Source organism: Bacillus sp. JKS001846, assembly GCF_900176455.1.
GTDB lineage: Bacteria > Bacillota > Bacilli > Bacillales > Bacillaceae_G > Bacillus_A > Bacillus_A cereus.
This window is the reverse complement of sequence record NZ_FWYG01000001.1, coordinates 2,589,635-2,614,681: the sequence shown is the minus strand read 5'-3', so window position 1 is coordinate 2,614,681 and position 25,047 is coordinate 2,589,635. Positions and strand designations below refer to the sequence as shown.

The following is a 25,047-nucleotide window of genomic DNA, read 5'->3' as shown; positions in this document are numbered from 1 at the left end:
TATGCTTTGCGCGATAATAATTTAGATTTGCGTGTTGTTCGTACAAAAACTGCCATACGAAATGCATTGGTGGAGCTAATTGAAGAAAAAGGTTTTGACGCCATTACAGTGAAAGATATTACAACGAAAGCAAACATTAATCGCGGTACTTTCTATGCGCACTATCAAGATAAATTTGATTTAATGACAAAATGCCAAGAAGACATTATGTACGAGTTTTCTAACATTGCTAAACAGAAATTCCCAGAAGTTATTGCTGACCTTGGATCAAATCCTTCTCCAACAATGCCATTTATACTTATCACTTCTATTCTTGCATTTCTAAATGAAAATAGTGATTTTATGAGAGCTGTACTAAGTCCGAAAGGAGATTTATCTTTCCAAACAAAACTGAAAGACTTTATGTGGAAAACATTATTTGAAGATACGAATGGTCCTCTCATTAATAAGGAGAATTTACTTGTTCCAAGCGAATACTTAACTTCTTATATGGCATCTGCGCATATAGGTGTCATCCAACAATGGTTAAATAATGGACAAAAAGAAACACCTGAGGAGATTGCTCGCTTTTTATCAACAATCGCAGTTCATGGACCTTTTTATGCGGCTGGCTTAAAGAAATAAGTCAGCTATATAATAAAAGAACATCCACTATAATAGCGGATGTTCTTTTATTTCATTACAACACTTCAATATACCCTTCTGTTCCATGTACCCGAATTCGTTGTCCGTCTTTTATTAATTTCGTAGCATTCTCTACTCCAACGACTGCCGGTAATCCATATTCACGTGCAATTACTGCTCCGTGCGTCATAAGTCCGCCAACTTCAGTGACTAACCCTTTTATAGACACAAACAATGGTGTCCAGCCCGGATCAGTAAAAGCTGTAACTAATATATCGCCCTCTTCTAAATTCGCTTCTTCCATGTTTAAAATAACGCGAGCTCTCCCCTCAATCACTCCTGAAGAAACAGGCAAACCTACAATCGCATCATCTGGGAGGTTTTCTCGTTTATATTTACCTGTAATGATTTCTCCATCAGACGTCATTATACGAGGAGGCGTTAGTTTTTCATATAATTTGTAATCATTTTTTTGTTTTTGTATCAGTTCGTAATCTAGTTTATTCGTGCAGACTACTTCGTGAAGTTCTTCAAAAGTTAAATAGTATATATCATCCACTTCACGAATGACACCGCTCTGCACAAGTTGCTCAGCTTCTTTCAGTAACGCTTGCTTATATATGAAATAACGATTAATCATACCGTATTTTGGATATTCACGATAACCGATAAAATTACGGATATTACGAATCATTCGCTTCGTTTCTTCTACTTTTTGTTTTCCACCCGATAAGTGCTGTAATCGATCTACTAACTCTTCTTCTTTTTTCAAAGCTTCTTGCAGTCCTTCTTCAAATTTCCGCTTACTCGCACCATATTCAAAATCTCTTATATTATTTAAAATCATCGGGATAATTGTAGTTGGCTTTTCACTCCAGCGCGTTTTCGTAATATCTATTTCTCCGCTACATCTCATTCCGTATTTATTTAGAAAAGTTAGAATAGCATCTCGAGCTTCTTCTCCACCTTTAAACTGAACTAGTTCATTTAAAAAGCTATCATCTTCTACATGTTGTAAATACGTAATAACTTCTTTGTACGGCCGAATCACATCAGCGACATCCATTAACGCTAAACCCATTTCAGATGTAATATTATTTTGTACGGATTGAGAAAGCGTGTCTGCTGCATTTTTTTCACCTAACCATTGCTCCATCTTTTCATTTATCCATGTTGAAGCATTCATACCAGCCATAATGACAGCGATACTTTGCGGGTTAAACAATACTTTCTTTAATTGCTGAATATCTTCCAAAATAAAATCAAGTACGTCCACTCCTGATTTCAGTTGCATATTTTGTTTTAACTCTTCAAGTGATGCTTGACTATTCTGTATTAAATTTGTAACGATTGCCGGATCATTTTCAATTTCCGGTTGAGAATTTGCAGGTGGCACACTTTTACCAACACTCTTCCCTTTTTCATCATCTGGTAATAATTTAATAAAATTATCTCGCTTAACTATAGTCGTTAATGCATCTCTTACGAGTGGATCCGATTTTCCTAAAGTGTTTATTAAGTAATCTCTGCTAGCAGGTAAAGCTAATTTTTGCGTAGCATCGACAAATAACCTGCCTCCCGCTTTACGCATAGGGGCACTAGTCGTTAACAGGAAAAAAGATAAACCTAATGGTTTCATCGCATCGGTCATCATTTGTTGATGGCCAACCGATATATACACATGATTTCCCTCATCATTTTCTTCAGGAATTGGATATAAAGTCGTAATGGGGCGACTTTGGACTATATAAATTGTATCATCAACTAAGCACCATTCAATATCTTGCGGACAACCAAAATAAGCTTCGATTTGTCTTCCGATGCGTGCTAGTTGTAAAATCTGTTGTTCAGTAAGTGTTTGAACTTTTTGCTGATTAGGAGCAATTTTCTTTCTCTCTGTTCCGCCTTCTTTTCGTCCATAGATGGCTAATTTTTTCATTGCGATGACCTTTTCGACGATTTCATCTTCTTTTACCTTATAATTATCGGCAGAAACCAATCCAGATACTAGCGCCTCGCCAAGTCCAAAGCTGGCATCGATTGACAACACCTTCCTATTTGAAGTAATCGGATCAGCCGTAAATAAAATACCCGAAGCCTCAGGGAAAACCATTTTTTGAACGACAACACATATAGAAACTTGATTATGTTCAAAACCATTTTGCATGCGGTACGTAACTGCTCGCTCTGTAAATAAAGACGCCCAGCACTTTCTTACATGCTGTAAAATCGCTTCTTCTCCGATAATATTTAAATACGTATCTTGTTGACCTGCAAATGAAGCATACGGTAAATCTTCAGCCGTCGCACTAGAACGCACGGCATACGCATGTTCATTTCCAAAACGTGAGAGATAATGAGTTACTGCTTCCACTACATCAGAAGGGATTTCTACTGCCATAATGACTTCTCTAATCTTCTTACTCATTTCACCAATTTGAGCTCGCTCTTCCATTTTCAACTTTGTTAGTTGCTGCAACAAAGCCTGAAGCTCTTCATTTTTCTCGATAGCCTTTTCATATCCTACCGTTGTAACACAAAAACCTTCTGGCACTTGTATATCTTGAATGTTTGTTAATTCCCCTAAATTCAAACCTTTTCCACCGACGAGCGAAAGCTGCGTGTTTTCTATTTCCTGAAAATCGAGAACGAAAGAACTCATATAACATCTCTCCTTACTATGCATGTGTTCTTGATTGTAGCAGTAGTAAATACGAATAAACAGTCTATTTCGAACTTGATTTACATGATATAATTAAGTTAGGAAGAGATAACTATTTTTATTTCTCCCCCTCTAATCCACTTCAATTACATCTCCAAACTTAAACATTCTTTGATTATGAAAAGCATCCGTACAAGTAATCGTCTTATTTAATGGATTTATATTAGCTACTGTTATGTAATTTTTATATAGATAGCCATTCTCTAAAATTTTTATAGTGTAATCCACTTTCAATAAAAGTCAAAAAATATGTTCGTCAATTAAATCTTCACAAATATTTAATGCTTATAAATTAATATTCATCTCATATATAAGTTCTAAGAAATTTAGATAAAAAAGACATTATTTTTGATGATCTAAACTAATTGAAACTTTAATTAAATTATATATCTATAACAACATAGAGCAATGTCATAACGAATTGAAACCGAAAGTTTCTTAAAGTAGAAAATTCGGCTTCTTTTATATCGAAATTTGCTTAGCGTATATTTTCGTTAAAATGCGGGTAGTACCCCATCGCTATTGAGCTAAGCTCATACACCATCAATTATAGTAGAGGCTACGTGTAAAGAATTTAAAGACCCCTCAGGGATCAATGAATTCCTGAGGGGTTGCCTACGTGATATAACATATTTACAATTATGTTACGTTTAAAATACGTATCTTTTTCATTTACCTTATAACCACCCTATTTAAGTTTATAAGAACTATGCTTTTGAGATAAAAGTCATTACTTGTTTTATAAACTCGTAACCAAAATAACCACTAAATCCGAATAGGACTATTGCGGCAAATATAGATACTCTTTTAATAAAGGTTGGATTTAGAAAACGTCTAGTAAAATGAACAAAGCTTAATAAGATCATATCATGCATAAAGATACCTAATAAAATACCTACAGCTATTAATATAAATGTAGATGTACTTGCATTACCTAATGAAGAAACTAGAACCGGGCCAAAGACCCCTATCCAAAATACAATATTAGCCGGTGATATAGCAATCATAAAACCAGATAAATAAGCTGATAATAAAGATTTATTAGGATCTTCTCCATCTATGTTAACTTCCGACTTTGCTTCTTTAATGCTTTCTATTCCAATAAACATTAAAAATATAAAACCTAGGAGCCACATAACTGTTTCTACCCATGGATTGGTTAATACACTAGAGAACCCTAGATAAATCAGGACGATTAAAGATAAATCTACAGTCATTCCTCCTATACCTACAAACCAACCATGTACGAAACCATTTCTCATTCCTTGTTTAGTCATTTGGACTGTCATAGCACCTGCGGGTATTGCTAAAGATAAACCTAACAAAATATATGTGAAAAGTGTTATAATCATAAAAATTCTCCTATTATAAGTATTGTAATAATCAAACCCTTTTTCTTTTTCCTCGGGTTCAGCAAATAGAACTACAGCACGGCGACTTTTCACATTACTTCTAGCAAGCATCAAAAACTCATAAGAAGATAAATGCCTAAAATCCCATAAGATCCTTTACATGTTCAGCATTCTTTTTAGATGTTAATTTTTCAAGTAATAAAAACGCAACATCAAAAGCTGTGCCTGGATTTGATGATGTAATAATATTTCCATCTTGTACTATTAAATCATTTTGTACTATTGCACCGAAATTCTTTAACTGCTCTTTTCGTTTACTCGTCGGATGACTGTATGTGGTAGCTTTTTTACCTACAAGAATTCCACTTTTTCCAAGCGTTAATGATGCAACACAAATACTGGCAATAGGCTTCTGCTTGGCATAAAAATGTTGAATAACATGTAAGAATTCTCTACTGTATGCATCCCGATAAAAACCAGCCTCTTCAAATCCTCCTGGAATAGCTAGTGCATCAAATTCATCTAATTGAATATCATCAACCGTTTTTTCCGGTATGACAGTGAAATTCCAAGTACAAGTTAATTTATTCCGAAGACCAACTGTTACGACCTCGGTTGATCCATCTCCCTCCCATTTATTCCAGCCTAGTACATCTGTAAATACACTAGCTTCTACTGCTTCAAACCCGTCAGCTAATAATAATAAAATCTTTTTCATATCGTAAACCGCCTCCTTCTACCCTTATTTTATACAAGTATAGAAGGCTGATAAATAAGTTCAATAAGGATATTTGATTGTTTTTCTTTATTTTATAAAGAATTTAGGTTATTCTATTTTATAAAAAAAGGTTGGATAATTTATGGATCAAATTGATAAAAAAATCGTGGGACTATTACAGTCAAATGCAAAAATTTCAATGAAGGATTTAGCGGAAGCGGTTCACTTATCTTCCCCGTCAGTAACTGAGCGAGTACGAAAGTTAGAGGAACAACAAATTATTGAAGGTTACCATGCACATGTTTCTCTAAAAAAAATAAATCGTCCAATTTCTGCACTTATACTGTTTAAATCAACAAATTGTAAATCATTATCTAACTTTTGCTACAATCATCCAGATGTACTTGAGTGTTACAGAGTAGCAGGAGAAATTAGCTATATTGTCAAAATAGCAACACATTCTGTAGAAAGTTTAGAACAATTTATTGATGATTCAATGCAATATGGTACGCCATCAACGAATATTGTGTTATCTTCTTATGAAAAAAAGATAATTACTCCTTTTATTAGTGAAGAATAAAAATACGGGCATAATCAATTAACTATTGCTTATGCAGAAGGATAATTTTTGTATGTTATATTAAAAAATAAAGACGTTATATTTTTTTAAAAGGAGTGTAATTACAATGGATTTTTCTAATAAATCAGTGATCATAACAGGGGCTGGAAATGGAATCGGGAGAGGAATTGCTTTACATTATGCAGAAAAAGGGGCCAATGTTATTTTAGCAGATATAGACGAAAAAGCAGGTGCAAAAACAGTTACTAAGATGAAAGAACAGGGTAAAGAAGCACTTTTCGTACAAACAGATGTAAGGCTGGAAACAGATATTATTCGATTAATGGAAGTAGCTAATCAAACATACGGTCAGATAGATATTTTAATTAATAATGCAGGAAAAGAGTTATTCAAGTCTCCTTACGATATTTCGCTAGAAGAATGGGACGATGTAATAAGCACAAACCTAAGAAGCGTTTTCTTGGGTTCACGTGAAGCAGCAAAGTATATGCGTCATAACAAAGAAGGTGGATCTATCGTGAATATTGCCTCTACAAGGGCGATTATGTCTGAGCCAAATTCAGAATCTTATGCTGCCACAAAAGGTGGGATCGTTGCTATTACACACGCGCTCGCAGCCTCATTTAGCGAAGCTAGGATTACCGTGAATGCTATTTCCCCAGGTTGGATTGAAACAGGAGATTATTCAAAATTAAGTAAAATTGATCATGAACAGCACCTATCAAAGCGTGTAGGAACACCAGATGATATTGCACGAGCCTGTCTGTATTTAACAGCCAGCGAAAATGATTTTGTTACAGGTATAAACCTTGTCGTAGACGGTGGAATGACGAGGAAAATGATGTATGAGGAATAGGCGGTAATCAATCAAGAAATACAGATTCGCTATCAATAAAGCCTACTTTATCCAAGGTGATTTACCGAATCATCATGTGAATTTGAAATACAATTGAACTGTTTATAAAAAAGATGAACCGGAATTTCCTATCTCTAATAAAGAAGGGATTTCCGTTTTTCTTTCGGATGAAACATGTGAAAATGAATAAAAACCATGAAGTACTCAATGCAAGGACACCAGCTACACTAAGAGCGTTAGTTAGATAAAAAATAGAATATATCATATAGCTAGTAAGAGATATTAGTATCACTGAACGGGCTGTTAATAGCTATTGAAAAGCATAATTTAATCAATCTCAATTACATCACAAAACTTAAATATCCTTTGATTATGAAAAGCATCGGTACAAGTAATCGCCTCATTTAATGAATTTCTATTAGAAACTGTTCTGTATTCTTTATAAACCTACGTTAAAATATTCAGATGAACCTTTTATTAACTCATAACCCCTCCTCAAAAAATAGTAAAAACTACACTTGTGAAATCAATATTTTCTGTTTGCACTTTATATAAATCGATATGTCTCCACCTTAATTTTTGTTTTTTGTAATCCCCACTAATTCTTTTCTCAAATCCCCCAAAATGGATTTGAGAAATTAGGGAACTATAATGTCGTATTGAAACATATTAAGGGGGACAAAAGGTGAACAAGGAAATGAATTATGGAAGTGATTACAAGTTTATTCCAGCAACTTCAATTGAAAGTGGTCACGGCATCGAAGTATTACCTGATTTATTTTGCTACACGATTCAAATCGTCAACATATGTTTTGTTGGGAATCCGCATACCGATGATTTTGTTTTAGTTGACGCTGGAATGCCTAAATGTGCAAATGAAATTATCTCTGTTACTGAGGAGCGATTTGGTACAAATAGCCGTCCAAAAGCAATTATTTTAACTCATGGGCATTTTGATCATGTTGGAGGAATAATTGAACTCATTAAATATTGGGATGTTCCAGTCTATGCCCATCAAATGGAGATACCGTTTTTGACTGGACAACAAAGCTATCCTGAACCAGATCCAACAGTTGAAGGTGGTATGGTAGCGAAAATGTCTCCCCTGTTCCCTAATGAACCGATTGATTTAGGAAATAGCGTAAAAGCACTACCTATCGATGGAACTGTTCCCCATATGCCAGAGTTTAGATGGATTCATACACCAGGGCATACTCCTGGGCATATTTCATTATTCCGAGAGAAAGACCGAACTTTAATTGCTGGGGACGCTTTTGTTACAGTGAAACAGGAGTATCTGTATAAAGTAATAACTCAAGAACAGGAAATAAGCGGTCCTCCTCGTTATTTAACAACAGACTGGAAAGCCGCTAAAGAATCAGTCATTAAATTAGAAGAATTAAAGCCTCTAGTCGCTATTACTGGACATGGGATACCAATGTCAGGTGAATTGCTATCAACGAACCTCAAAACACTGGTTCAAGAATTTGATAAAATTGCTGTACCTGATTACGGAAAATATATAGATAAAAAGATGCATTAAATGCGGAAATACTTTGTTTATTTTTATATTAATGAATCAAAACACCAACGAATATTAAGTTTAATATGAAAAAACACTGTACTTAGGCAACATCTCTATTATAAGAATGGAACTACCCTTTATGAATAAAGCTCGATATTCCGCAAATACTATCCATAGTATAAGCCTGCTTCTTACCCAGGTTGTACTTCTTACCATTAAGGGGTGATTAAAACGGGTTACGCTATATAAAAGCATAATCCGTTTTTAATGAAATATTGTATTCCATATACGTTTAAACAATGGAGGAAAATGATGAAACATATTGTTGCCTTATTAATTAAATACACAGCGATAACTGCAGTATTGCTAATCATGCTCAGTATCTTTCAAGGCATTTCAATTCCTAGAGTATTACTAATTTCTCTTTTTCTTACGGGAGCTGCCTATTTAATCGGAGACCTCTTCATTTTACCTAAATACGGAAATATGATTGCTACAATGGCAGATTTCGGCTTAAGCTTTTTCGGAACTTGGTTACTAACATCCTTGTTTACTAATTTAGATGCTACTCGTAACATTGGACTTTCTTCATTTATAGCCGCTTTAATTATTGGTGGAACAGAAGTTTTCTTCCATATTTATATGAAGAGGCTAGTGCTACGTAACGACGATGAATTAAAAAATCGCAATCATATTCATCATGATAAATATGCTATGGAGATGTCAGAGGAATATATGGATTCTTCCACAATAAATAAATCCAATCTTGAGGATACATCTAAAAAATAAAAAAGTGGCCAACGCCACTTTTTATTTTTGTTTATTAAGCTTGATCGGAATTTCTTACATGTAACGGAGGTGGAACTACCCATCCTTTTTTCTTACTTAAACGTAGCAGAGTTACACCTGCCTGCGCTTTTTTCATATGAAATTGGCCAAATAGCATCCCTACATCTTCTCGAAGACATTTTCCCATCACCTGACTACATGTCACAAGTCCAGCTGCTAATCCTGCAGAAACAGCAGCAGCAATTTCAACATCATTAATACGTGCTCCCGGAGGAATGTCTTCGATAGATGCAACTGGTCGTTCTGGAGGAGCAGGCGGTAAAGCGACCCCATTAATCTTTAAAAGAGCTTTTAATTCTTCTATTTCCGAATTCATATCATTTTCAATTAAGCCTTCTAAAAACTTCTTCAAGTCTTCATCACCTGTATGATTCATAAATACTTGATGGCTTGCAATCGCACCCTGTGCAGCAAGAAGATAGCTCCAAATGTCAAATACTTCACCGTAATGTAACGGTTCATTTTGAGGATTTCCACTTAATATACCCATTTTTAAATTCCTACCTTTCGAAAATATCATAATAAATATTGATTTCAATATTGAAATCAAATTTTTAAGTATGCTTTTTCCTGCAAAAGATTTTCTACTATGCATGGAAAACACCTTTCCAACACCGCGTGTTTATTGTTTAGGAAAGTAGTTTACAAATTAAATACTCAAAGATTATGAAAGAAGATTATCAATAATCTTTGAGTGAGTATCTGTTTAATATAAGGTTTTTTATTTTTATGAATACACAAAAGAAATTGATTTACATATTTGGTATATTTTAAGCCAATTTACTTAGCGGTTAGCTCTACCACCAAGTTGTTGTTCTGCCATTGCTACTAAACGTTTTGTAATTTCGCCACCAACAGATCCGTTTGCACGAGCTGTTGTATCTGCACCAAGTTGTACACCAAACTCTTGTGCAATTTCATATTTCATTTGATCAAGAGCTTGTTCAGCACCTCGAACTAACAATTCATTACGACTTCCACTATTATTGTTTGCCATCTTATTTCACCTCCGATGTTTTTAATATGCTACAAATTATGAAATAATAATTATCCTTTTTATGGAAATTAGATTATGAATAAAAATTGATTTTTTTCTTAAAGTAGGGCAAAACATATAAGAAAGAATAACTGATATAACATACTTTCATAACAACACTATGTATACTTCCTAATTCCCTTCAGTAAATAAAAGAAAGATTTCTATTTCACCAAGAGATTAAATAAAATTATGTTTTGAGACATAATCCAAAAGGAGATATGAGATGAAAGCTGTAACCTATCAAGGACCAAATCAAGTACAAGTTAAACAAGTTGATGATGCAAAGTTAGAGAAAAAAGATGATATTATTGTAAGAATTACTTCAACCGCTATTTGCGGTTCTGATTTACATTTATATCAAGGTAACATGCCCTTACCTCAAGGATACATTATCGGCCATGAACCAATGGGAATCGTTGAAGAAGTCGGGCCAGATGTCACTAAAGTGAAAAAAGGCGATCGTGTTGTCATCCCCTTCAACGTTTCTTGTGGACATTGTTTCTATTGCCAACATGAAATGGAAAGTCAATGTGATAACTCAAATCCTCATTACGATTCTGGTGGATACTTTGGTTATACGGAGAAATTTGGTAATCATCCAGGCGGACAAGCAGAATATTTAAAAGTTCCATTTGGCAATTTTACTCCATTTGTTATACCGGAATCATGCGAGCTTGAAGATGAATCCCTACTATTTTTATCAGATGTTTTACCTACAGCCTATTGGAGTGTAATAAACGCAGGCGTTAAGCCAGGTGATACTGTTATCGTCCTTGGTTGTGGACCTGTTGGATTAATGACACAAAAATTTGCTTGGATGCAAGGTGCTAAACGTGTAATTGCAGTGGATTACTTAGATTATCGGATGAATTATGCAAAAAAGATTAACAATGTTGAGGTATTTGAGTTTACAAAATTCCCCGATATGGGAGAACATTTAAAGGAAATTACACATGGTGGTGCCGATGTAGTTATTGATTGTGTGGGGATGGATGGAAAAAAATCGCCACTAGAATTTCTGGAACAAAAATTGAAATTACAAGGCGGAACTCTCGGCCCTATTCAAATAGCTACGAAAGCCGTAAGAAAATATGGAACGGTTCAAATGACTGGCGTTTATGGTGGCAATTATAATGCATTTCCACTCGGAGCATTTTGGGTTAGAAATATTAATCTTAAAATGGGACAAGCACCTGTCATTCATTTTATGCCAGAACTATTTAAAAAAATAACAAATAAAGAATTTGATCCAAAAGAGATTATTACACACAAAATCCCCCTTGAAGAAGCGAGCTACGGTTATCAAATTTTTAATAATCGTGAAGATGATTGTATAAAAGTCATTCTGAAGCCTTGAAGCTACAATTCATTATTCTTAATAAAAAGATAAGATTACATTTCGTAATCTTATCTTTTTTATTAAATGCTAAGTATCTATCCCCCATTTTCATCTCACATCTAAAATAGTTATTTCCAAAAACTTTGCATTTTGAGGTAGTAATTAATTGGTGAAAACATGAATTAAAGTATAAAGTAACCAAATAGCGAACACCATAACAATGTTAACTAACTTAAAAGAGTTGTACTTCATGGTTTTATTATAAAGAAGAACTGATTAATATTATCAAACCGGACAAACCGCTACAGGTATAAAAACTATTAACAAAGCATCTTAATGTTTATGAAATTCTTTGTTAATAGTTTCTCTTCTCCCTAATCTCCTGCGAGACTATATTTTTCATTAAAATTACAAGTAAAAATTTGAAATATTTTCAAGCATAATTACAATATTAAAAACATCCTTTCTTTTGGTTGTAAAGAAAAGATGTTTTTATAACAGGCTTTTTGGAAGGTTTTAATTTAATCCTAATTATATTTTTTATAAATTCTAAAAGTACATTCTTTATTTTTGGTATAACATACAGAAATTATTTTTTGAACAGTAGACAGCTGCAGAAACTAAGTTAAAGTGTCGATTAATTCCCTCCATGCTTAATAAAATCCCTGTTATGATTTCTAAAATGACTACACAGTTGAGTAAGAGCCGTAGTAGAGATTTTTTGATTTAACCATAAGTTCCTATGATACTTACATTTTCGTTTCATTCCACCAGTTTCTATAGTTAATTGATTAAGTGTATCGGGGATATAACTCTTCGACATATACAGACAATCTTGTTTTGGAAGTATTACATGATTTGTATGCTATTGTAACAAGACTTGTATCGTTTCTCGCTTTTCCATGTCTTATTGCGTTTGTCATTTCCTCTTGTAAACAACGATAGAAAGTTCTATTCAGTTTTTGTTTAATAGCATTACGTTTTATATGGTTTCTTAAAAAATTTCAGTAAAAGAACATATTAATTTTGAAGTGTACAAATAGGGAGAGTGACTTCAACTGTAGTTCCCTTATTCACTTCACTCTCAATAAATACCTTTCCCTGATGTGTTTCAATGATTTTATAACAGATCATTAACCCTAAGCCAATCCCCTCTTCTTTAATACTATAAAAAGGTTCTCCGAGGTATGGTATACGTTCTTTTGGAATGCCACACCCTTGATCGATAAAACGAATACTTAATTGATTATTATCAAGTATATTTAATTGAATGAGAATTTCTCCTCCCATCGGCATAGATTCAATTGCATTTTTTAATATATTAACAAATACTTGCTTTAATTGATTTCCTTCACATGAAATCAATGGAATACCAGGGTTAAGATCGATTTTAATTTTTATATTATTCATCATTGCTTGAGGTTGTAGTAGCATTAAAACTTGATCCATTAGCACACTAATGTTATTAGGTTGCATTTTTACCACCTGTGGTTTGGCTACCGCCATAAATTCAGTTGTAATGCTCTCTATACGCTCAATCTCTGATGATACTATATTAATATAACCCTGATTATTCTCACTTTCCGTTGATTTTAGTAATTGCATGAACCCTTTCATTGCAGTTAATGGATTATTAATCTCATGAGCCATTACAGTCGCTAATTGTCCTACAACAGCAAGTTTTTCAGATTTTCGTAATAATTCTTCTGTTTTTAGCCGTTCAGTGATATCACGAGAAATACTTAGGAAAACTTTTTTACCATTTAAGTTAAAAACACGAACACTAAACTCAGTTGTTATTACTTTTCCTGTTGGAAAAACATATTCATCTTGCAAAGTGAAGGAAGTTTGTCCCTTTTTAATTTTTTCTAATAACCTTACGATCATTTGAGAATCTTGTGGTACTATATTTGAAAATGATAATGAGAGCAACTCTTCTCTACTATATCCAAACCTTCTACACCCAACAGGGTTTACCTCAATAAATCGACTTGGAGCATTCTCTTCATTCAGCTCTACTACATATACCGCATCAGTTGCTTGTTCGATTAGTGCACGGTACTTCATTTCACTATCTCTTAATTGCTGGTGTAATCGATGTCGTTCTCTTTCTGCTTGTTTTCTTTCAGAGATGTCTCTACATATTGCTGATAAAGCTATCACATTTCCTCTTACATCTAGTATAGGAGAAACTGTCAGACTAACATCAAGAAGACTCCCATCACTCCTTTGTCTAACAGTTTCTAATCTAGTAACCACAGATTCTCCAGTTAGAATATTCTGAATATTTTTAAGCGATTCTTCCATTAAAAAATCTGGTACACAAGGTAATCTCTTACCTATGATTTCTTGTGATGACCACCCAAATATCTTTTCATAAGCTTTATTCGCTTGTAAAATATGCCCTTCTCGATCAGAAATGGTAATAGCATCTAGATTGTGCTTTATAAATGATTCCAATAATTCTTTGGTAGCGCTTAATTCTGATTCTACCTTTTTCCTTTCGGTTATATCAACTGTAGAACCAACAACTTCAATAACTTGTCCATTTCGTTTAATCGGCCTAAGCGCAATAAGAATAATAGTTTTATCATTTGGCCAAGGTAATTCAAATATAATTTCTTTTCCTTCCCATGCCTGAAGATAGTACTTCATCAATTGTGGAACTAAATGTGGAGGAACAATAGAAGCATCAATAGTACGTAAGCTTTTTCCTACCACCTGTTCAGAATAAAATCCGTTTTGATAATAAAACTGTCCATCACATAAAGTGTGTATAAAGTGCTTACCCACTTTTTTAAATTTAAAAATTCCTCCTTGAAGCTCATGTACGGTATCTGCAAGTTCTTGCTTCGATTTTTTTAATTCTCGATTCATTTTAGATAAGTCCTGTGTTAAATAATACAATCTCTGGTAGGCTTCCATAAGAAATAGCCCAATTAAAAGTCCTAACGCTATATATAATAAGCCTCCTGTGTAAAGTAATGTAGTATTAAATAATACGCCAACTAACCACTTTATTCCAATAAAAACAGAAAAATATAACGATGCACTTTTAAAAGGATGTAGTTTTTTAAAATAAGTTTTAAAGGTAGAAAATAGAATCCCCATACCAAAATAAGCAATCACAGGAGGTTCCCAGTACCCTCCTGTGTAAAAGATACGCATTACAATTATGCTAATTAACGTAATCCAACCAGCAATACGACCAAAGTAAATAAAAGATAGAATAAGAGGAACAACTCGAAGATCGTAGGAAAATCCCATGTATGGAAAAGAAAAGAACATTAACGTAACTGCAATAATCCCTCCATAGAGCTTTTCAAAATATCGACTAGAATTAATTGTAAACACTTGAATAAATATTGCTGCGCTAACTAATAAAGAAAAAATAGAAAGGTTGATGAAATAATCTTTAATAATCATGTAATGTCCCTCCTTGCATTAAGTGTATTCGACAAAAAAGCTAAAAATCCTACAAATTGTATAAACAGTTCAAATGCATAAATTTTAAACTAGGATAAAATCTAGAAAAGTAAATAAGGGGCACAGCAGATGAGATATTTTAATGAAAAATAGTTCAAAAAAAGATAATAGTAACCGTTGACTACTATTATCTTTTTTCTTTAATTTATCGTAATATGTCTGAAACTCTAAGGGACGTGGTATGTCATTTCATCAAACAATGATTATATGCTGAGTGATGAATATAGAAATTTCAGCAGTAATTTTTGAAAAATAACATAAAAAACAAAACTATCTTTAAAAATGGAAAAAAACTATATAAATGTCAACTAATCTATGTACAAAAACGTTCACTTAATTTTGCATAAAATTACTCAACTTAGGAAGCTAAGTAGTTCTTCAAGGTCGATAAGAACACCTGTAGATGCTTCAGGATAACTACATAATTGTATGAGTAATGTACTTGAAACCTTTCGGTAAAACCATACACATAAGACAACTAACTCCTTGGTTCAATATTTACTTTTTCGCTGAACAAATTCTTTTTCTTGAGCAAAATATTCTAGGATATAAGGAGATTTTTCAATTAACTTGGTGTCTAGTTTATTGTCCAGTTCCAATTACTTCGTTACTTTCAGATTCAGTTCATTATATTTTGTACTTTGTCTTTATACACAACATATTCTTTACCATCCACTACTGCTACTACTGCAAATTCATCATTTGGATTGAATGAAAGCCAATCAGCCCACATGTTAGTATTAGCCCCTCCACTCCACATATTATGAACAGTGTTTTTAGTTAAATTCATAACTTTATAAGACGCATTTGGCGCATTTGTTCCAGTCTTTATTTCAAAAGTGTATGCGTTATGAATTTTTTTATAAAAGTAGAACACGTTTGATGGACGAAGCTGATTCAAAAAATCCTGTTCTTTTTTCTCTGCAATTTTTATCCCTTCTTGCAAAGTGACAACATCTGTTTTTAATGTTTTCCAACTGTTTTTCGCTGCATTCAAGCTAGGGGTTAAGAATTTATATTTATTTTGATCAGCTTTTTGATCAGCTTTATCAATATGTCCCAGTACACCCGAATATTGAGAATCTAAATCCTCCCATTGCGTAGACATATAAGTAAGAGCAGTGATAGCACTATCAAGCATACTATGCATATCACTAATATTATGAAATGCAACTCCAACTACACGATTCAATGTTATTTTATAATCTACAGTCTGACACAATTTTGCTAATTCAGGTTCTAGCCAACCTAACTTACCTCTTGCATCACCTATCATTATGCCACCAGCAATCAAGGTTGGAATAAAGGGGATTTTCACCATGTCTAAGCCCTTAGATTCTATGTCTTTCTGATATTTTACTTGTCCTAAAAGGTCCTCTAGACGCTTTTGGTCAGCCTCCACATCAGCACCTTGGTTTTTTAAAATCGATTGCAATGTCTCTTTATGACTTCCAAATGTTCTAACATCTTCTCCAATAGCATTTTTTAATTGAATTAATTCTTCTATTAATGCTTTTGCAGACTTTTGATTTTGTTGAATTCCTCCCTGTAAATCTGTAATCCCTTTTTTTAAAGTATCTCCATTTCCAGTATTGATCGCCTCTACTAATGTTTCATAATAATTTTCAAATTTTGTATCGTATTCTATAATGCCTGTCAATGTATCAAAAAGCTGTTTTTTTACTTGTGTATTCCATGTAACAGCATGTGCTCTTGCATTCTTTTGATCTTGTACAATTTTACTAGGTAAATCTGCATTTCCATTAATAGTTATTCCTTCAAAACTCACATCTGGATTATTAATTAGCAAATAAGAATATTCATTCATAGCTTTTGCAAATAAACCAGTATCTTGCAAAGCTTTTTTCATCTGTTCTTCATTTGCTGAAAGAGACATATTTTCAGTGTTCGTTTGTTCAATTTCAATTGCAAAAGTTTCTAGTGGTATGACTGCATAAGTAGTTGTTATAGTTAAAAACGCTGATACAGCGAGTAGTTTATGAGGGATTTTTTTCATCATTTTGTATTCCTCCTATATAAGGTATGGTTTCAAGTTCTAATCTTATTAAAAAGCGATGTCTTTCAAAATGAGTTCTACATCTTTTATCAGTATCGTTTGAACTTTCTTTAGCAGCCTTCAAATCATTAAGTATTAAAGAAAATGTATATCATCTGCTTCAAATTAACCGATTCTATTGCAAATTTTAAAAAAGCAATTAAACTACAAGGTTATTCTTTATTCGAATCATACTTATATATAATTGAAAGGCGAAGTCTTTAATGAGACTCCGCCTTTCTGTTATATAAGGATTTATTAATTATTACTTTTCTGTTTAACAGTGTAATCATAGACTTTCTATGTTTTAGTTCACTTTACAACAGAATTAATATTTCCCTATTTTTGTGGAGTAACAGTTTCCACTTTTAATTCCTTTATTCCTTCTTTTAATGTAACAGCATCTGTTCGTAATGTTTTCCAACTGTCTTTCGCTGCATTTAAATTAGGTTTTAAGAATTTAAATTTATTTTGATCGGCTTTTTGAGCTGCATTCTCAATATGCCCTAGAACGCCCGAATATTGAGAATCTAAATCATGCCACTGCGTGGACATATAAGTAAGAGCGTTAATAGCATCATCAAGCGCCTTGTGCATTTCATTAATATTACTGTAAGCAACTCCAACTACACGATTTAAGGTTACTTTATAATCCACGGTCTGACGTAATTCTGCTAATAAAGGCTCTAACTTACCTAAATTATCCCTTGCTACTCCCACTATGATACCGCCAATTATTGGTAGACCCAAAATAGCACCCTTCATTACATTAAACCCATCAGATTCTAATTGTTTATAATAGTTTACTGATCCTAATACTTCTTCTAGACGCTTTTGATCGGCATCAACATCTGCACCTTGATTTTTTAAAATTGACTGCAAGAGCTCTTTATTACTTCCAAATGCTCTAACATCGTGTCCAATAGAGTCTCTTAATTTAGTTAATTCTTCTATTAGTTGTTGTGCATACTTTTGATTTTGTTGAATTTCACCTCGTAAATCTGTAATCCCTTCTTTTAAAGTTTCTCCATCCCCTGTATTAATCGCCTCTATCATTGTTTCATAATAATTATCAAATGTTGTATCGTATTCAACAATACCATTCAATGTATCTAAAAGCTGTTTTTTTACTTTCGTATCCCAAGTAACGGCATGTGCCCTTGCATTCTTTTGATCTTGTACGATTCTACCAGGTAAATCTACATATCCATTAATGGTAATTCCCTCAAAATTCACATCAGGATTCTTAATTAACATATAAGAATAGGCATTCATAGATTTTGCAAATAATCCAGCCTTTTGCAAGGTCTCTTTCATTCTCGCTTCATTTGCAGAAAGAGCCGTATCTCCATTGTTCGTTTGTTCAATTTCACTTGCAAAAGTTGTTACTGGTGAAGCTACATTAGCAGTTGTAATAGTTAATAGCGTCGATACAGCGAGTAATTTGTAAGGGATTTTTTTTATCATTTCATTTTCCTCCAATTTAGGTTTTAAAATTCAGTTCTACTCCTGTTTAAAAGCAATATCTTTTGAAATGAATTCTGCATCTTTATGAATATCATTCCAACTTTCTTTAGCGGCTTTTAAATCATCTGGTATTAAAGAGAATTTGTGGTCTTGCATAGAATCGATATTATCCAATAAATCTGTATAATTTGCGCCCATTGTATTCCATTGCTTTTGAATATTTGTTAGAGACAATATCGCTTGATCTACAGTCTGGTATAAATATGCCAATGTTTCTTTCGCGTTAGTAAGCGAAAGAACTGCTTGATTAGCACGATCTGCTTTCATACTTAATTCTCCGATTTTGTTAGAAATTTCATTATAGGAATCCATATGCTTAGATGCTGTGACACCAGCCGCAGTTCCTAGACCGATACCAGCTGCGCCAAGAGCCGAGAGTCCACCAACAACAGCCGGTGTTGCTGTACCGCCAGTTACAACAATAACTACCGCTCCTCCAATAGCTGCAATAACTAAAATAGCTGCTCCCAATCCACCACCAATTGACCATGCTAATACATCATCAAAATGTTTTTTCTGAGTAGAACGAAGTTGCTCAATTTCAGCTTGAAGTTGTGGAATCGTTGCCTGTTGACCTGCTAATATTGCAGTTAATCCACCTTTCCCATCCGGACCACCAACATTATTTTTAAAATCTGTAGAATTTTGATATAGTTTCCCTTTGAAGTCTTGTAGCATCTTAATCACATCTGTAACTTCTTTTGAATTTGTATTGATTGTAGTAATTAAATCATTTATACCCTCTTTTAGACCTACCTTATCTTTCTTTTGTACAGTTTCTACTAATGTGTCGTAATAATTTTGAAATTGTTCATCGTAATTTACAATATTACGAGCAGTTTTTTGAATCTGTGGCTTCGCTGTATCTAACCAGTAATTCGCATTGATTCGTGACAGCTCTTGATTAAGGTGAATATTTTTGAGCAACTCTCCCCCCTCTGACCCTAAATCGATATTAGATAAATTTACATTTGGTTGCTTAATCATTGTTTTTGCATATAAATCCATTACTAGAATATGAGACCCTGTTTCAGCCAATGCTTTCTTCAGTCCTTCGGGGCCTAATGCATAATTGCCTACTTTTTGTTCTTGAGCGGTCGTTTCTTGTGCAAATGCATGAATAGTGTTACCGGTAGTAGCAGTTATAACAGTTGCTAATGTAGCTAAAGTTAGTACTTTGAATGGAAATTTTTTCATGACTATTCTCCTTCTTTCGCTAAATGCTTATAATCTTTATGAATTCCCCAAAAACGCAATATTAAAATTTATATACTTGTTCTTCAAGGTAACTTATTACATTTTTTAATTGTCTTAATGTATCTTTTTGAGACTGCTCGTTAGTTGTATCAACATTAGTAGATAATTTTGTAATGCTACTTTTTATTAGATTTAAATCTTCTTTATAGCGCTTTAGTAGATCAAGTTCTACATCTACTTGATTTGCAAACGTATGCAAATCATTTTGTGTAAGAAGAAGCATTGATTTTTGTAAATCAGCTATTGATAATTTCGTTGTTAAATCATATATTTTTTGATTTTGTTTCTCTAAATCATCTAAATATGCTCGCTGTTCTGCTGTTAATTTATTTACTTCAGCAAAAACGCTAAATGTTTTCTTAATCTTTTCGGTATCAATGACCTTCATCAGGTCATACTCTTGTGTTTTTGCTGCGGCTGCGGCTGCTATTTCACCTTGTTTGCTTTTCTCAATTGCTTCACGAGCTGCTTTTTTTGCTGATTCAATCTCTAGAGCAGTTTTACCTTGCTCTGTTGCTTCTTGCACTGCTTTTTTCTCAGCTTCTAGAATAGAGTTGTTAATTTCTTTTCCTTTGTTATACGCTGCCACCCCTGCTTGAGCAGCTGGTTCAATAATTTCTTTTGAAAGACTATAAACTTCTTTAAATATAGCAAATCCCTGTTCATTTAAAGCTCCTGGTATTAATGCAATTTGCTGTAAATCATTTTGAATTGCTTTTTTGGTATTTAATATTTCATTTTTTAACTGATCTATTTTTCCTGTCCCATCTGTACTTAGTATGCCTTGCGCAGTTGCCACATTAGTATCAAAATCTTTTAATTTTTTATCCAGCTGTAATTTAAGATCTGTTAATTCATTGATTTGTCGTTGCGCATTTTCTTGATTCGTCATAGCCATTTCTTGAAGTACTTCAAGTCTATCCGAAAACCCTTCTCTATCTTCTTTATTGTCTACAAACGATTTTAATGTCGGGTAATAACTATTAAATTTTGTTACAAATCCTTTACTTTTTGAATTTAATAGAATTAACTGTGGATAGAGTTCCGATGACCATTCCTTCATATCTTGTTTGATTAGGAATTGATTGGTATTTAAAGCTGGGACTTCCTCTAGCTGTACATTAGGACTCATTAAAGATTGATCAATATACGTTTGAATTAATTTAGATTGCGCACCTAATTTTCGTAATGATGAAGAAATATCCATGTTTTCTTGTTGAGTTTCTGCTTGAACGATTGGTGTTGCGAGAGTATTGATAGGAATAGTTGCTCCAGTTACAATGGATGTTATTAAAAATCCTGTCATTATTTTAGTTTTCATTCCGTACACTCCTTTACCATTGTTTTTATAACTTAATTCATATAACTTGTACGACCGCTCTCTTTGTAAACTGGATAAGAAGGAGAAATCTTTCAGATACGTTAATAACGTTGTTTTTTACTTCTAATAGGATGTAAGGATTTTATTTATCTCTCATTTCGATACTCTATTTTTTAAAATATAAATAACAAAAATTTATTAACTATATTTGAATCAGGCACCCTATGAGTAGTAAATTATTAATTCTTTCCTAAATTTGCGGTTTAACTTACAGAATCGTGAGGATCAATAAACCAATGCTTACAGTTAATCCTGTCATAACATTGTTTAATTTCAATTTGATAATATCCCTCTTAGTTTTTGTCAGCAAACTCCTTACTAGACAACAAAAGGTGAAATTATACTGTACATCGCTTATACTTTTATTGCGGAATAACTTCACTTTTGTTATGCAGAAACTTAGAACACGTTTATTACCAATTTGATTCTTGACCTCTTATAAATAAATTGACTATTTAGAAAATTATTAAAGACATAATGTTACTTATAACTTCACTGTAATTCCTATTAGCGTAACCTTCTCCTTTCTGTCTGGTCATACCAGTTATGTTGTTCATTAAAACATTAAATTTTTAATGCGTAAATAGAAAAATTTTGTCGATTAAGCTCGATAATTTACTGTTAAATAAAAATATGAACCGAAAAAAATTATATGAATATAGTTATTCGTAAATTTCATTTCTGTAATTGTAATGATTACAAATTAATGTGTATACGGTTAAAAATAACTATTTTAGCTCAACCGAGAAATTTTATTTTAGAAAAAATACTTATAGAATAATATAATAGGTCTTTTTATACTTTTTTACCTTTATTTAGTTATGCATAATTGCATAACATGTAGATATATTTAGTAATATATGTTATATTATTGATTTTTTACATAACATTCTAATATCATTATTAACAAATATCTAGTATGAAGATGTTAGTCTATAAACTTATCATCATTATAAACATAGGTTTTAAATTACAAAAAAGCTGCAAAGCTTCCATGGAACACTTTGCAGCCTTCTGTCTTTTTATTTCCTTTAGCAAAATAGCGGTTAATGTATTTTTTCAAATTAACAATATGGTACAAAGATTTCCATTGAGCTTTTGCTCACATATGTGTTTATAAAGTCTTCAAGAGCTATTTGTTTGGGCTGACGTCAGACTAGTTTATCTGATTCAGAACTATACCGATAAATTCAGCACCTGATTGCTATTAAAAAAATAGATATACTTTGTTTCTCCATTATTTTTCTAACTCCTAAAAATTGAAACTGTTCCGCTACAAGATAATAACAGGTTAATCTCACATGTCTATTTGAATACAGGTGCTTTTTCTAGACAAATCAAAAACTCTTTCTAGCGTAATAAGTTCAGTATTTTCATTTTTTGGGATACTTACACCCATGTTTAAGTCTTTACATTGGAGACAGCAAATAACAAGCTTATATTATTGTATATTTTTCACGGTACTGCCTAGGAGTCATGCTAGTGTTTTTTTTGAAAACTCTTATAAAATAACTTTGGTCATTAAAGTTAAGCCACGCACAGATATCTGATAACGAATAAGTAGTGAGTGTTAATAATTTCTTTGCTTCTTCCACTCGTTCCCTTTGAATATATTCGCTTAAAGTAATTCCCATTTCTTTTTTAAATAGTTTAGATAGATAAGTAGGCGTAATTTCTAAATGATTAGCAAGTTCATTCAGAGATATTCCATCGTAAACATTTTTATTAATATGTTTTATACATGTAGTAACCGCGTAAGAATACTTTTTTGCATTGTATTCTTTCACACGATCTGCAAAGGTACGTAAAGCGTCCCCTGACAATCGCTTTACAGATTCTACATTATCTAATTGTTCTAGGGTTTGTATATATAAAATACTATGAGCAAAAGCAATATCTGGTGGCAGATTTCCTTCTATTGCATATCGAGTGGCTAAGGTAATCGCAATAATTCCAAGGTTTTTTTGATTCCTGAGCGGATCCTCTATTAGCATAAGTTCAACATCTTCTTGTGAAACCGCATACATATACTGTATTAACTTTTTTTTATTTCCTTCTTTGATAGTCGAAAAGAAATCATTTACTAATGCCATATTGTGCGTTTTAGGTTTGTTTTGTCGGCGTTTTAAAATATATAAATCAGGTTTTACAATTTTATTAGGAACTTCCTCTAGTACTTTATTTTTTTCCAAGACAATATCTACATCTAACTTTTCATTGAAAATCATGTAATGTAATAAAATTCCCATATCAATTAATGTAGTTTTTTTAATCTCAGATAAACACTGATAATAGGCAAGTCTTTCTTGAATGTTATCATTTGATTTAAATTCTTTCTGAAATTTTATGATCATATCATCTGAATCTTTTGAATGTATAGTAGGACCGATTATAATAGTCCCTTTAATATCATCATGATTTTCTATATGAATTAGAACAAAATTTTCAAGATAGTTGTTGCTTCGGAAAAGTGGCAAGTTAAAGGGATCATTTTCTTGATAAATATCACTAAGATGTTCTTCTTTTGAAGAATAAAAAGGACTACAAACATTATCAGATGTAGAATGATATAAAATTTTTCTGTCTGTAGACAAAATATGCACAGGGGCATTAAATGCTTTATGTGCAAGATCACACAAGTGTTGTATATCGATGGAAGTATTCATTACATTCTCCTTTATAGATCCATAAAATATATTCTGTTATATATAATTCACGACAAATAATACTATAAAATATCAAATTAGTACAATTCACAACAAAATGTTACTATATCTTTTTTATAAAAATCATATATTATTTAATTGTAGTTAGCATCTAAATATCAGAGTAGATAAGTAAAGGAAATACACTAAGTTCTTTTCTTAATTCTACAAGATATATTATTGTACTTGAGAAAACAGTGAAGTACTACAAAATACAGTGGTAGTCAATGCGAGGACCAAGCTGGAAAAAGATTTAAAATAAAGCGAAATTAAAAGAAGATACTGTACCACCGCAAGAAACAACAGTCAAAGTTCCAATTCAATTATTTATACAAATTGAATTCAAAAAATAAATACTGCTAATTTAAATGTGAAACTGAAAAACTATTTTGCTCCAAATTTTAGAAAAAGATAATAAAGAAGTTGTGAAATTGGAAACAGATGAAAGCGATACGGCTATTTTTGAAGCACTATGCTTTGAAAAGTACAAGGTGGAGGAAATTCAAGTACTCAATTAAACATTTAATTGAGAGAAAGGTCTTTTCATCAACTAAAAATAAAAAAACGAATGGAATATTCAAAAAAATGACACTATATTACTGGTCGTAACAATAGTTTTACTTTCCACAAAAGAGGAAAAATATACAATATTTACAAATACTAAGAATAGAAAACTAGATAGTTTTATTACCGCATCACATAAAGTGAAACTTTAATCAGTGGGGGTTTTGTTCATCCCCTACCTAACTTCTTTGCTTCCGCTGAATTTTGAGGTGGGGGTCTTACTGCCCACAAATAGCGGGATAAACTTATTATTAATTTCCAAATACAATAGTTGTTAATCAAAAAAAACTTCAATAATTAAGGTGCACAATAAATTGACCTCAAAACAGTAATTACTACAATATCAGTTTTTACTTATTCTATAAAAAAGAAATATCACTTAATAATTATTACTTTATATCAATTTACACATAAAACATTTTATTATATCGGCTTAAGTATTATGAAATTAAAATTGCAAATAAAAC

At 32.5% G+C, this 25,047-nt stretch carries 19 protein-coding genes and 2 pseudogenes; 7 read left to right on the top strand and 14 right to left on the bottom strand.

Going from position 1 to position 25,047, the window contains the following annotated elements:
• The first annotated feature begins 6 nt into the window (after nt 1-6).
• Nucleotides 7-624, top strand: coding sequence for a TetR/AcrR family transcriptional regulator (locus B9A45_RS14060; RefSeq protein ID WP_001205503.1), 618 nt, complete (start codon nt 7-9; stop codon nt 622-624).
• Nucleotides 625-679: 55 nt separating this feature from the next.
• Here the strand turns inward: B9A45_RS14060 and ppsA are convergent, their stop codons facing one another.
• The 4 genes from ppsA to B9A45_RS14040 all read right to left on the bottom strand — a co-directional run bounded on the left by ppsA (nt 680) and on the right by B9A45_RS14040 (nt 5,416).
• Nucleotides 680-3,286 (bottom strand): phosphoenolpyruvate synthase, encoded by a 2,607-nt coding sequence (gene ppsA, locus B9A45_RS14055; protein ID WP_016110265.1) that lies wholly within the window; start codon nt 3,284-3,286, stop codon nt 680-682.
• 132 nt (nt 3,287-3,418) lie between these two features.
• On the bottom strand, nt 3,419-3,580 hold the full coding sequence (locus B9A45_RS14050; protein WP_015382330.1) for a YolD-like family protein: 162 nt from the start codon (nt 3,578-3,580) through the stop codon (nt 3,419-3,421).
• 473 nt (nt 3,581-4,053) lie between these two features.
• Nucleotides 4,054-4,698: a LysE family translocator gene (locus B9A45_RS14045; protein WP_000587494.1), complete on the bottom strand. Its 645-nt coding sequence runs from the start codon at nt 4,696-4,698 to the stop codon at nt 4,054-4,056.
• A gap of 136 nt (nt 4,699-4,834) precedes the next feature.
• Nucleotides 4,835-5,416, bottom strand: a complete 582-nt coding sequence (locus tag B9A45_RS14040) for a DJ-1/PfpI family protein (RefSeq protein WP_000722336.1) — start codon at nt 5,414-5,416, stop codon at nt 4,835-4,837.
• 142 nt (nt 5,417-5,558) lie between these two features.
• Here B9A45_RS14040 and B9A45_RS14035 point away from each other — a divergent pair, with 142 nt between their 5' ends.
• The 4 genes from B9A45_RS14035 (at nt 5,559) to B9A45_RS14020 (ending at nt 9,166) form a co-directional block, all read left to right on the top strand.
• The gene (locus tag B9A45_RS14035; RefSeq protein ID WP_000372089.1) at nt 5,559-5,996 is read left to right on the top strand and encodes an Lrp/AsnC family transcriptional regulator; all 438 of its coding nucleotides are present in this window, start codon (nt 5,559-5,561) and stop codon (nt 5,994-5,996) included.
• A 106-nt stretch (nt 5,997-6,102) separates the two neighbouring features.
• Nucleotides 6,103-6,852 (top strand): glucose 1-dehydrogenase, encoded by a 750-nt coding sequence (locus B9A45_RS14030; protein WP_016110266.1) that lies wholly within the window; start codon nt 6,103-6,105, stop codon nt 6,850-6,852.
• 685 nt (nt 6,853-7,537) lie between these two features.
• Complete coding sequence (locus tag B9A45_RS14025) at nt 7,538-8,395, top strand: MBL fold metallo-hydrolase (protein WP_001031191.1); 858 nt, start codon at nt 7,538-7,540, stop codon at nt 8,393-8,395.
• A gap of 294 nt (nt 8,396-8,689) precedes the next feature.
• Nucleotides 8,690-9,166, top strand: a complete 477-nt coding sequence (locus B9A45_RS14020) for a YndM family protein (RefSeq protein WP_016110267.1) — start codon at nt 8,690-8,692, stop codon at nt 9,164-9,166.
• A gap of 34 nt (nt 9,167-9,200) precedes the next feature.
• Here the strand turns inward: B9A45_RS14020 and B9A45_RS14015 are convergent, their stop codons facing one another.
• Entirely contained in the window at nt 9,201-9,716 is a 516-nt protein-coding gene (locus tag B9A45_RS14015) for a DUF3231 family protein (protein WP_002101091.1), read from the bottom strand.
• Between the two features lie 294 nt (nt 9,717-10,010).
• Complete coding sequence (gene sasP / locus B9A45_RS14010) at nt 10,011-10,223, bottom strand: small acid-soluble spore protein, SasP family (RefSeq protein ID WP_000002840.1); 213 nt, start codon at nt 10,221-10,223, stop codon at nt 10,011-10,013.
• 265 nt (nt 10,224-10,488) lie between these two features.
• Here sasP and B9A45_RS14005 point away from each other — a divergent pair, with 265 nt between their 5' ends.
• Nucleotides 10,489-11,622, top strand: coding sequence for a zinc-dependent alcohol dehydrogenase (locus B9A45_RS14005; RefSeq protein WP_000649093.1), 1,134 nt, complete (start codon nt 10,489-10,491; stop codon nt 11,620-11,622).
• A 606-nt stretch (nt 11,623-12,228) separates the two neighbouring features.
• On the opposite strand, the pseudogene B9A45_RS32705 reads toward B9A45_RS14005, so the two are convergent.
• The 8 genes and pseudogenes from B9A45_RS32705 to B9A45_RS13975 form a co-directional block, all read right to left on the bottom strand.
• Nucleotides 12,229-12,437: pseudogene (locus tag B9A45_RS32705) on the bottom strand (IS4 family transposase); the annotation flags it as partial.
• Between the two features lie 187 nt (nt 12,438-12,624).
• A complete protein-coding gene (locus B9A45_RS14000) occupies nt 12,625-15,030 on the bottom strand; it encodes a PAS domain S-box protein (RefSeq protein WP_084064158.1) in 2,406 nt (801 codons plus the stop codon).
• Between the two features lie 446 nt (nt 15,031-15,476).
• Nucleotides 15,477-15,689, bottom strand: a pseudogene (locus B9A45_RS32700) (hypothetical protein); the annotation flags it as partial.
• 20 nt (nt 15,690-15,709) lie between these two features.
• Nucleotides 15,710-17,110 (bottom strand): hemolysin BL regulatory component HblB, encoded by a 1,401-nt coding sequence (hblA, locus tag B9A45_RS13995; RefSeq protein WP_084064157.1) that lies wholly within the window; start codon nt 17,108-17,110, stop codon nt 15,710-15,712.
• A 375-nt stretch (nt 17,111-17,485) separates the two neighbouring features.
• Nucleotides 17,486-18,613 carry a hemolysin BL binding component B gene (gene hblB, locus B9A45_RS13990; protein ID WP_084064156.1) on the bottom strand — a complete coding sequence of 376 codons (1,128 nt, stop codon included), beginning with the start codon at nt 18,611-18,613 and terminating at the stop codon, nt 17,486-17,488.
• A 36-nt stretch (nt 18,614-18,649) separates the two neighbouring features.
• Complete coding sequence (gene hblD / locus B9A45_RS13985) at nt 18,650-19,870, bottom strand: hemolytic enterotoxin HBL lytic component L1 (protein WP_016110271.1); 1,221 nt, start codon at nt 19,868-19,870, stop codon at nt 18,650-18,652.
• 61 nt (nt 19,871-19,931) lie between these two features.
• Nucleotides 19,932-21,251 carry a hemolytic enterotoxin HBL lytic component L2 gene (gene hblC / locus B9A45_RS13980; RefSeq protein WP_084064155.1) on the bottom strand — a complete coding sequence of 440 codons (1,320 nt, stop codon included), beginning with the start codon at nt 21,249-21,251 and terminating at the stop codon, nt 19,932-19,934.
• A 1,496-nt stretch (nt 21,252-22,747) separates the two neighbouring features.
• Nucleotides 22,748-23,977 (bottom strand): helix-turn-helix domain-containing protein, encoded by a 1,230-nt coding sequence (locus B9A45_RS13975; RefSeq protein WP_084064154.1) that lies wholly within the window; start codon nt 23,975-23,977, stop codon nt 22,748-22,750.
• Between the two features lie 428 nt (nt 23,978-24,405).
• Here B9A45_RS13975 and B9A45_RS13965 point away from each other — a divergent pair, with 428 nt between their 5' ends.
• Entirely contained in the window at nt 24,406-24,534 is a 129-nt protein-coding gene (locus B9A45_RS13965; RefSeq protein ID WP_000939299.1) for a hypothetical protein, read from the top strand.
• Nucleotides 24,535-25,047: the final 513 nt, after the last annotated feature.